Source organism: Veillonella parvula, assembly GCF_032575955.1.
Classification (GTDB): Bacteria; Bacillota; Negativicutes; order Veillonellales; family Veillonellaceae; genus Veillonella; species Veillonella parvula_J.
In genome coordinates, this window is sequence record NZ_JAWFXN010000001.1 from 1 (window position 1) to 9,661 (window position 9,661).

Below are 9,661 nucleotides of genomic sequence, written 5' to 3' on the forward strand. Positions count from 1 at the left end.
GAAGCCGCTGATTGACTAAAAGAAAAAGGTCTACCTAAAGGTAGGCCTTTTTCTTTTTGCTAGTCTTCGACTAGCTAACTCTGCAAGAGCCGTCTCCAGCCAAGGTTGTAGAAGTATTGTCTATGTGTATTAATCAATAAGATGGCGTGGGAAAAGTAGGGCAGTAGAAGATGGAGGAGTGAAACGACGACAGATTCACTGCATCACTTTCTTCCGAACGTAAGATTTACCGAACTGCGAAGCAGTGAAGGAAAATCCACAGTGAGAATTGATAGGAAGCCGCTGATTGACGTAAAGGCACACCTGAGGGTGTGTCTTTTTTATGTATGGCTTTTCTTCTACTAGAAAATCTGATGAGTGGGGATGTAGAAGATAGAAATGCTAGAGCGATGACCGGTTTACTGTATTAATTATTTCATTTTTTTTAATCATATTTTTCAATTAATTGAGATTAAATAATTAATGGAGGTTCAATTATAAATTTTAATAATTACTATTTATTACATATTCTATTCATGCATAGAATTATCACTATTTTATATAGATATCTGTTTAACCTAGTAAATACGTGCGTTGTAGATATTTTTCTGATATTTAATAATATACCAAAATGTACCAAAAATTACTCGTTTTGATTATATTTCATATCACTTTCACTATGTTTTCACGAACTATCTATATACTAGCTATAGTTGATTGAGATCAACTAAGGAAATGGAGGTCTACTACTAATAACTTTTACCTGTCCCTTTTACAAATAATACAAACAACACAAAACAATACAACACATAAAACAACACTTAAATACACAACAATACTCTCCCTGTGTATAAACAAAACAATACATATACAAAACTCTCTAATTATATATACCATCTCCCGTATATATAAAGGTAAAAGTTAGGTAGACATAAGAGCCCTTGAAAGAGGGCTCTTTTCCTTTAATATTTCTTATTATTTATTGATTAATAAGCCTATATTTCTTGACATAGTATGTAATATTTGTTAAACTAATCAAGTATCAAGCAAAGCTTGATGAATATAGGGGTATAGCTCAATTGGTAGAGTAGCGGTCTCCAAAACCGTTGGTTGTGGGTTCAAGTCCTACTGCCCCTGCCAAAATTTGGATGGCGGTCTTCGGGCCGCATGTCCATAAAATTACTCAAAAAATATTAAAAAATGCTTGCGTAGCCGCAATCATTATGTTAATATAAGTGAGTACCTTGTACATGACTCAGTAGCTCAGCTGGATAGAGCGTTTGACTACGAATCAAAAGGCCAGGGGTTCGAATCCCTTCTGGGTCACCAAATTAAAGCATCACAGTAATGTGGTGCTTTTTTATTTTTTATATGTATATAAAGGACTCTACATATTTATGTAGGGTCCTTTTATGAGCTAATGATCTTTATTTAATAGACTAAGTCTGATTATTTCGCATGTGGCTGATCTGATTCAGCTACTACGTTAACGACGATTTCTTGATCTGCAGAAATAAGATTCATAATGATGGGGAGTGGCTGTCCGATGGCTTCAGCTATAGCTTTAATTTGTCGCATTGCAACAGGATGAGGTGTCGTTCCATCACTTTGAAATAATTCTTCCAATTGGTTGATTTCTGTTTGACTTAGACTCGATTTATTTGCAAATTCTTCAACCGTCATATTATGTTGTTCGCGATAGCTTTTAATGATTTCACCGATATACATAATCGCCTCCACTTGAATTATATTAATACATTTTTATTTTATGTGAAAGTTTGATAAAACTCAAGTTAGATTAAAATGATACTTCATATTATTGATACATAATGGTTTTATATTATAAGATGAACATACAATGATACTGAAATATATGGAAATGAAAAGAGGTTTGCTATGATGACGAATAGAAAACAACTTTTAATTGTTTATATATGTTTAGCATTAGGGGCTTGGAGTGCTAGCGCGGGCGTCAGTTTTAGTCAATCAAACGGCGATGCAAATCGAACGAGTCGAGATAATACGACAGTACAGCATAGGTCTGAAAAAACTGTTGACGATTCTGACCAAGGCAGTTCTGTCATTGCATCGTATTACAAGGATGGCAAAAAAAAGAAGAAAAAGAGCACTGCTGCTGAAGAGCCTAAGCTTTCAGAGAAACAAAAAGCAACTAAAGAATTGAATGAACATTCTTGGGTAGAGGAATCGGGAAAACATCCGTTACCGTATGAGGTTGTAGAAGGGAAAGCGGTCAGTGAAGAAGAATTAGCCCACTGGTGGAAGGTTTTTAACGATCCTGTCTTGGATCAATTAATTGATTTGACCCTCAAAAATAATCGGCAGTTAGAGGTAGCTCGTTCTCGAGTTAGACAAGGGCGGTTACAGTTGGGAATTGCTGAAGCACAACGATTACCTTGGCTAGATGCTTCCGGTTCATGGTCGGCTAATAGAGGTCAGGGCGAATGGGATTCGGACCGAGAAGCGATAAAGAATTTGCCTATACCTGATAAGATGACAGGAAATGTAGAAACCGGTAAATTGGGAATTGATGCGCGATGGGAAATTGATATATTCGGGAGACAAAAAGCAAAATCACGTGCTGCATCGAATTCGTTACAAGCATCACAGGCGGATTTATATTCCACCTGGGTATCATTGAGCGCGGAAACAGCATTACAGTATATGTCGTTAAGAACTTTACAGGAGCAATTGCGCATAACGGAAGAGGATGTGAAGCGTCAGCAGGAAGCGTTGGAGCTGATTAAGATAAATTATCAGTCTGGTATTATCAACGAATTACCTGTACAACAAGCTACATATGCATTATCTCAGACTCAAGCGGAGATTCCTTCATTAAAGAAAAATATAGCTTCCACAATGTCTGCTCTTTCTATATTGACAGGAACAGTTCCAGGCGAGATTGACGCGTTATTGATGGAAAATACTTCATTACCTACGGTGGATCCACATATGTTTATCGGCATACCGGCGGAAGCTTTACGACAACGGCCTGATATTCAGGCGGCGGAAAGACGTATTGCGGCGCAACAACAGAAAACCAAGGCTGCAAAGGCTGACCTTAAGCCTAGATTTTCACTAAATGGCAGTATAGGCTTGGAGTCGTTTTCATCGGGAGGTCTTATTTCGGCTATCGGTAAAATGATAGGAATAGGACCATCTATCACTATGCCTATTTTCAATGCCGGTGCTATTCGTAAGAATATAAAAGTACAAACGGAAAAGGAACAGGAATACTTGGCACTTTACGAAGAGACTGTTTTGAAAGCTGTAGGGGAGGTCCGAAATGCGGTGACGGATGCATCTCAGGATCATATTAAGTCTGAGGAATTGAAATCTGCTGTAGAATCTGCACAGCAAGCGGAATCATTGGCACAAATCAATTTTGACTCTGGTATTAGTGACTACTTAAGTGTTCTTGATGCGCGACGAAATGTATTGTCTGCAAGACGGCAATATATCATGAGTCGGGGGCAAGAGTTTGCTGATACCGTTCGTTTATTCAAATCCTTAGGCGGTGGCTGGGAAGCCATGGACATGAATCAGGAGGCAGAGGCGGACTCGCATGCTAAGAAATAGTGTGAGAAACGGGGAATGATTATGAAAGAAAAATTTGATGTCCTTAAACGGTGGATGGCGAATAATAGAAAAAGATGCGCAAGTATAATGATTGCCTTTTTAATAATTTTGGGTGGAGTAGGTTATTATGCTTATAATCAATACGAAGCGTACATGGCCTCTCATCACATCGTGTTGCAAGGTAATGTGAATTTGCGGGAAGTGAATGTTGCATTTCGGGGAAGTGATCGGATTGCTAGCCTGTTAGTGGATGAAGGTGCGGTCGTGAGCCAAGGGCAGATTTTGGGGTATTTACATTCTGATGAATTGAATCTCGCTGTACAGCAGGCTAAGGCTACCATTGCGGCACAGAACGCTATAGTGGACAAGTTGCAAGCAGGCAGTAGACCAGAAGAAATCGCGCAAGCATCGGCACGAGTTACATCTGCAGAAGCTGCGTTAGCTCAATCGAAACAAGAAGCAGAGAAGTTACAAAAATCATATAATGCTTCAAATGGTAAGGCCGTCAGTCGACAGTCTGTAGATGATATACAGGCGAAGGTGAAAGTATCGGAAGCCAAATTAAACGAGGCTCAGCAAGCATACAATTTAGCTGTCGCAGGGCCAAGACAGGAAGATATAGCACAGGCCCAAGCCCAATTGGATGCGATGAAAAGCGAACTGGCCCGTCAGGAGTTTTTGTTAAACCAAACCGTATTAACAGCTCCTATAGACGGTGTTATAACGGCCCGATTATTACAGGTCGGTGATATGGCTTCACCGAATACACCTGTATTTAAATTGGCTGAGAATACTAAGAAATGGGTTCGTGTATATGTGAACGAACGGGATTTAGGAAAAATTTATAACGGTATGGATGCGAATGTGACGACGGATACCAATAAGAATGAACCGATTCACGGTACAATCGGATATATATCCTCCGTAGCGGAATTTACACCTAAATCGGTAGAAACGGAGGATGTGCGTACTACACTTGTATATGAAGTACGGGTATATGTAGATGATCCTGATAATCGTCTCCGTTTAGGAATGCCTGCCACTGTTTCCATTGATATATAGAGGTGTGCAGTGAATGATGTATATGCAATCGAAGGGTCACAATTATATAAAGAATTCCCCCTTGTCGGAGCTGATCCTATAATAGCATTGGACCATTTGGATTTTAAAATCCGGAAAGGCTGTTTAACTGCGTTGGTTGGTCCAGATGGGGCGGGAAAAACGACTTTGATTCGTTTGATAGCCGGTTTATTGGATGCCACGTCTGGTTCTTTAGATGTCCTCGAAATGGATGTGAAAGCACATTCACAGGCAGTTCAAGATAGACTTAGTTATATGCCTCAGAAGTTTGGGCTTTATGAGGAATTATCCGTCAGTGAAAACATGAATCTCTATGCAGATTTACACGGTATTCCTTTGCATGTGAGAACGGAGCGGTTTGAAAAATTACTACATATGACAGGGCTAGCCAAATTTACTAAGCGTCAAGCCGGTAAATTGTCAGGTGGTATGAAGCAAAAGCTTAGCCTAGCCTGTACATTGGTGCGTTCTCCGGAGCTTTTATTGCTCGATGAGCCTACCGTAGGGGTAGATCCATTTTCAAGGCGGGAGTTATGGGAAATCTTAGAGTCGTTAGTACGTACAGATGGAATCAGCGTACTTGTTAGCACTGCATACTTAGATGAGGCGGAGCGTTGTAAAGATGTTTTCGTCCTCAATAAGGGGCACTTTTTAGCAACTGGGACACCGCATGAGTTGACTCAAATGTCTGAGGAACGATGCTTTCAGGTAAAGATTCCGAAGTCGTTGAGCATGAGAAATGTACAGGCCGCATTGATGGATGACAGGAAATGCGTGGCGGATGCCGTTCCAGAGGCCGGTGCCGTGAGGTACATAAAAACAAAAGAAATGCTTTCGATTCCTTGGCTTAGCGAGTACGGTATGGAGGAACAACCAGTTCAGAGCCGTTTGGAAGATACCTTTATGATGTTGTTAAAAGAGGATGAAATTGCCTCAAAACAAGGGGCTGAGCCTTTAGATAGTATCGATATGGATTTGAATGAAAGTGTGATAGAGAAAGAACGAAAACGTTTGTTGTCCCCAAATGAAATGGTTGAGCGTCCAGTAGAAATTTCCGTATCTCATTTGGTGAGGACATTCGATGATTTTACGGCGGTAGCTAATACATCATTTACGGTGCAGCGCGGAGAAGTATTCGGATTGCTTGGACCAAACGGAGCCGGCAAGACGACGACATTTCGTATGTTGTGTGGATTATTACCTGTAACGAGCGGGGATTTACGTGTAGCCGGTGTTGATGTCGTTAAATCTCGTACGGCAGCAAGAAGCAATTTCGGATATGTAGCGCAAAAGTTTTCTTTGTACGGCAATTTGTCCGTTATGGAAAATCTAGAATTTTTTGCTGGTGTGTACGGTTTGTACAGTCAAAAAAAGGATGATCGAATAGAGGCTGTTATCAAGGAGTTTCGTCTAAATGATGTGCGAGATATGATGGCCGGTGATTTGCCTGGTGGTTATAAACAGCGCTTGTCCATGGCGGCTGCCTTAATGCATGAGCCTAAAATTCTTTTCTTGGATGAGCCCACAAGTGGTATTGATCCTCTTACAAGGCGTAATTTCTGGCGACAGATTACTTCTTTATCAAAGCGAGGAACAACGATTATTATTACGACTCATTTTATGGATGAATCGGAATATTGTGACCGTATTATGATTCAGGATGCAGGAAAACTCGTTGTACTGGGAACACCTGATGAAGTTAGACGGATTGCCGGCGATGAGAATTGTACTATGGATGAAGCGTTTATCTCCGTCATACTAAAAAAACGGGAACAGGAGGATTACGTATGAACGGATTTATAAGACGGTTTTCCTCATTGGTATACAAGGAGACCTTACAAGTATTGCGCGACCCTAGCACTATTTTGTTGGGTGTTGTGCTACCTATACTACTTATCATCCTCATCGGCTCAGGGGTTACTTTGGATGTTAAACACGTGCCGATAGCAGTGGTTATGGAACGGCAAGATTCTATGACCCAGAGTGTGTATGACTCCTTATACGGCTCTGAGTACTTTCAACCTATAGCGGTTCGCGATAGAAAAACGGCGGAACTATTGATGGAAAAACGAAAGGTAGATGCCATATTGGTGATTCCACAGGACTTTTCTGCTCAAGTTATGCGTGGACAAGGGAAAGTGCAGGGGATTTACTATGGTGTCGATACTTCGGTAGCGATGAGCATAGAAAGTTATGTAAACTCAGCTATTAACTTATGGGCCGTTAAGAATATTCCGTTTATGCTACGTGGTGGATATATAACAATGAACCCTCGCATGTGGTTTAATGAGGCAAATACAAGTACCTGGTTTTTGATTCCTGGGCTCATCATGATTATCATGACGATTGTATCCGTTTTTCTTACGGCTGTCGTTATGGCTAGAGAATGGGAACGTGGTACTTTTGAGTCTTTATTCGTTACACCAGTTAAGCCTATTGAAATTATTTTGGCTAAGGTAGTGCCTTATTATGTATTGGCCATGTTGGGGCTGTTGTTTTGCCTCGGTGTTTCGTATTTCTTTTATGAAGTACCTATGCGTGGTTCCTTATGGATCATCTGCATCGTGTCCACATTGTATTTAATTGTTTCCTTAAATATGGGACTACTTATATCTGCGTTTACGAAGAAACAGTTCTTAGCTTGTCAAATGGCGTTACTTACCAGTTTTTTACCGGCGTTGATATTGACGGGGTTTTTATTTGATCCACATTCACAACCTGTGGTGATTCAATATATTTCACGGCTTTTACCTCCTACATATTTTTTAGAATTACTGAAATCATTGTTCCTAGGTGGAAATAACTGGTATTTGATTATTAAAAATAGTGCCGTATTATCGGGGTTTGCTATTTGCTTTACAATATTGACAATTTATATTACGCGGAAGAAGGTGGAATAATGAATTGGCGACTGTATTGGAATCAAATTGTCTCCATCATATGGAAAGAGCTATTAGCCACCTTTAAAGATCCGAAAACTCGTATAATCTTATTGTTACCGGTTATTATTCAAGGGTTCCTCTTCGGTTACGCCGCAACCTATAATCTCAACAAGGTTCCCTATGTATTGATTGATGAAAGTCATACGCAGACCGCAGCTGCATTAGAATCGACTATTAATTCATCCGGTGTTTTTGAATTGTATCAATCTGCGAACTCTCCGGATATAATCGCACCACTAATAGACTCCAACAAGGTTATTATGGCGGTTATCATACCTCAGGATTTTGAAGAAAACTTAAAGCATAAACAACCTACATCTATTACTGTTATTGTAAATGGAACGAATACAATGACTTCAGGTCTTGCCACAGCCTATATGGGGCAAATCATTTCTCAATTCAATCAGACTTGGTTAGGTGTTGAGCATAAGGGAATCACGATTGAATCTCGTACCTGGTACAATGAAAATCAGCAGTCTTCCTGGACTTTCTTGACAGGTCTCGTTATATTGATCAGTATGACACAAGTTATCATGTTGGGGGGCTTATCTGTGGCGAGAGAACGAGAGCAGGGGACCTTTGATCAATTATTGGTGACGCCCGTATCATCTATGCAAATTTTGATTGCAAAGTCTATACCACCCATGATAATAGGACTGTTTCAAAGTACTGTATTGTTATTAATAGCCATGTTTTGGTTTAAAGTTCCATTTCGGGGCAACATATTTCTTGTGTATGCCGTGTTGTTTACGTTTATAAGTAGTAGCATTGGATTGGGGTTATCTATTTCGGCTATTGCAAAAAATATGCAGCAAGTTCTCGTATATGTTTTTGTTTTTCTTTTTCCACTAGCATTATTGTCCGGATTAATCACACCTGTACATAACATGCCGAAAATATTGCAATATCTTACATATGGAAATCCTATGCGGTTTTCTGTTGATGCAATGCGCAGGATTTATTTAGAAGGTGCAGGATTGACGGATATTTGGTTTAATTTTATTCCTATGATTATCCTAATCATTATAAGCATGTCCATAGCAGGATGGCTATTTAGAAATCGCGTTGGATAAAGCTAATGATTAGATTGTTAAACTTTTTATATTTTGTTATAACAATACGGCAGACCTATATAGCATTTTTTTATTAATAAATATGCTACTGCCGTATTGACTAAATGAATGTAGACTGTTAGAATAAAGGCATAGAAAATATCATATTTGGGAATAGGTGCTGAAAAGCATAATAGAGAAGCCGGTTAAAGGCCGGCACGGTCCCGCCACTGTATGGTCGAGCGAGTCTAAATTAAGTCACTGGGAAACTGGGAAGGCTAGATGAGCGATGACGCCGAGTCAGGAGAACTGCCTATTCAACATTCACCATTTGACCTACGAGAGATAGGGAGGAGAAGTTAATAGCTCCTTTTTACGTACCCGTAAAAAGGATTTTTTAGTTCTATTGAATCTAAATTGTATTATGGTTGATTTAGATTTTAGTTCTATACGACCTAAATGTCGTGCTATGGTCATGGTGGATTACCTTTTTGGTATTACCAGCATGACATATGTTATGACTGTTAATATATTTTATGGTAAATGTAGGGCATGCATTTATTCATCATCATCCTAAAAAAGAGGCTGACCCAGGGTTCTAGTAGTTCGGATTCTGGGTCAGTCTCTTTTTATTTTGCAAATATTAGTTATCAGTAATACCTTTTAGATTGAGACCTGTAGAGTTAAGGTTTAGATGAGGCTTTAAGCGTTAATAGATATAAAATTGTAGAGTTAAGAGTTTTTAGTTTTAGAATTTGATTTAGGTTTACGTAAATCATAAGGTTTAGATAGTTATTTTCCTTGGAATTTATTTTTAGATATATGGATTTTAAGTCATTTATAAAAAAATGATTGACGATGAATTCTATACATGATATTATTATTTCAGTTGAGACGCGGGAGTGGCGGAATTGGCAGACGCACCAGACTTAGGATCTGGCGCCTTACGGCGTGGGGGTTCAAGTCCCTTCTCCCGCACCAACTTTATTGCACCTTTAGAGGTGTATTTTT

At 39.4% G+C, this 9,661-nt stretch carries 6 protein-coding genes, 3 tRNA genes, 1 pseudogene and 1 riboswitch; of the genes and pseudogenes, 9 read left to right on the plus strand and 1 reads right to left on the minus strand.

What is annotated here, in order from left to right:
- Positions 1-1,043: 1,043 nt before the first annotated feature.
- Together E7L28_RS00005 and E7L28_RS00010 are read left to right on the plus strand one after the other, a co-directional pair.
- Positions 1,044-1,119, plus strand: a tRNA-Trp gene (locus E7L28_RS00005).
- A 112-nt stretch (positions 1,120-1,231) separates the two neighbouring features.
- Positions 1,232-1,308, plus strand: a tRNA-Arg gene (locus E7L28_RS00010).
- Positions 1,309-1,428: 120 nt separating this feature from the next.
- Here E7L28_RS00010 and E7L28_RS00015 read toward each other — a convergent pair.
- Positions 1,429-1,707, minus strand: a complete 279-nt coding sequence (locus E7L28_RS00015) for a helix-turn-helix domain-containing protein (protein WP_316603889.1) — start codon at positions 1,705-1,707, stop codon at positions 1,429-1,431.
- Between the two features lie 168 nt (positions 1,708-1,875).
- On the opposite strand from E7L28_RS00015, the gene E7L28_RS00020 reads away from it, so the two are divergent.
- The 7 genes and pseudogenes from E7L28_RS00020 (at position 1,876) to E7L28_RS00045 (ending at position 9,631) form a co-directional block, all read left to right on the plus strand.
- Positions 1,876-3,576 (plus strand): TolC family protein, encoded by a 1,701-nt coding sequence (locus E7L28_RS00020; protein WP_316603867.1) that lies wholly within the window; start codon positions 1,876-1,878, stop codon positions 3,574-3,576.
- Positions 3,577-3,597: 21 nt separating this feature from the next.
- Entirely contained in the window at positions 3,598-4,638 is a 1,041-nt protein-coding gene (locus E7L28_RS00025; protein ID WP_316603866.1) for an efflux RND transporter periplasmic adaptor subunit, read from the plus strand.
- A gap of 9 nt (positions 4,639-4,647) precedes the next feature.
- Positions 4,648-5,145, plus strand: a pseudogene (locus E7L28_RS09795) (ABC transporter ATP-binding protein); the annotation flags it as partial.
- 540 nt (positions 5,146-5,685) lie between these two features.
- Complete coding sequence (locus tag E7L28_RS09800) at positions 5,686-6,447, plus strand: ABC transporter ATP-binding protein (protein ID WP_394371974.1); 762 nt, start codon at positions 5,686-5,688, stop codon at positions 6,445-6,447.
- Positions 6,444-7,556 carry an ABC transporter permease gene (locus tag E7L28_RS00035; protein WP_101928791.1) on the plus strand — a complete coding sequence of 371 codons (1,113 nt, stop codon included), beginning with the start codon at positions 6,444-6,446 and terminating at the stop codon, positions 7,554-7,556. Before E7L28_RS09800 ends, E7L28_RS00035 begins: the two co-directional genes overlap by 4 nt.
- Positions 7,556-8,671: an ABC transporter permease gene (locus tag E7L28_RS00040; protein ID WP_008601623.1), complete on the plus strand. Its 1,116-nt coding sequence runs from the start codon at positions 7,556-7,558 to the stop codon at positions 8,669-8,671. The genes E7L28_RS00035 and E7L28_RS00040 overlap by 1 nt, the downstream gene beginning before the upstream one ends.
- A 138-nt stretch (positions 8,672-8,809) precedes the next feature.
- Positions 8,810-8,981, plus strand: a riboswitch (cobalamin riboswitch).
- Positions 8,982-9,546: 565 nt separating this feature from the next.
- Positions 9,547-9,631, plus strand: a tRNA-Leu gene (locus tag E7L28_RS00045).
- The last annotated feature ends 30 nt before the right edge of the window (positions 9,632-9,661 follow it).

Excerpts from the sequence above, each read along its gene's own strand:
- E7L28_RS00015 (WP_316603889.1), bottom strand. The coding sequence starts at position 1,707 with ATGTATATCGGTGAAATCATTAAAAGCTATCGCGAACAACATAATATG.
- E7L28_RS00020 (WP_316603867.1), top strand. The coding sequence starts at position 1,876 with ATGATGACGAATAGAAAACAACTTTTAATTGTTTATATATGTTTAGCA.
- E7L28_RS00025 (WP_316603866.1), top strand. The coding sequence starts at position 3,598 with ATGAAAGAAAAATTTGATGTCCTTAAACGGTGGATGGCGAATAATAGA.
- E7L28_RS09800 (WP_394371974.1), top strand. The coding sequence starts at position 5,686 with ATGGTTGAGCGTCCAGTAGAAATTTCCGTATCTCATTTGGTGAGGACA.
- E7L28_RS00035 (WP_101928791.1), top strand. The coding sequence starts at position 6,444 with ATGAACGGATTTATAAGACGGTTTTCCTCATTGGTATACAAGGAGACC.
- E7L28_RS00040 (WP_008601623.1), top strand. The coding sequence starts at position 7,556 with ATGAATTGGCGACTGTATTGGAATCAAATTGTCTCCATCATATGGAAA.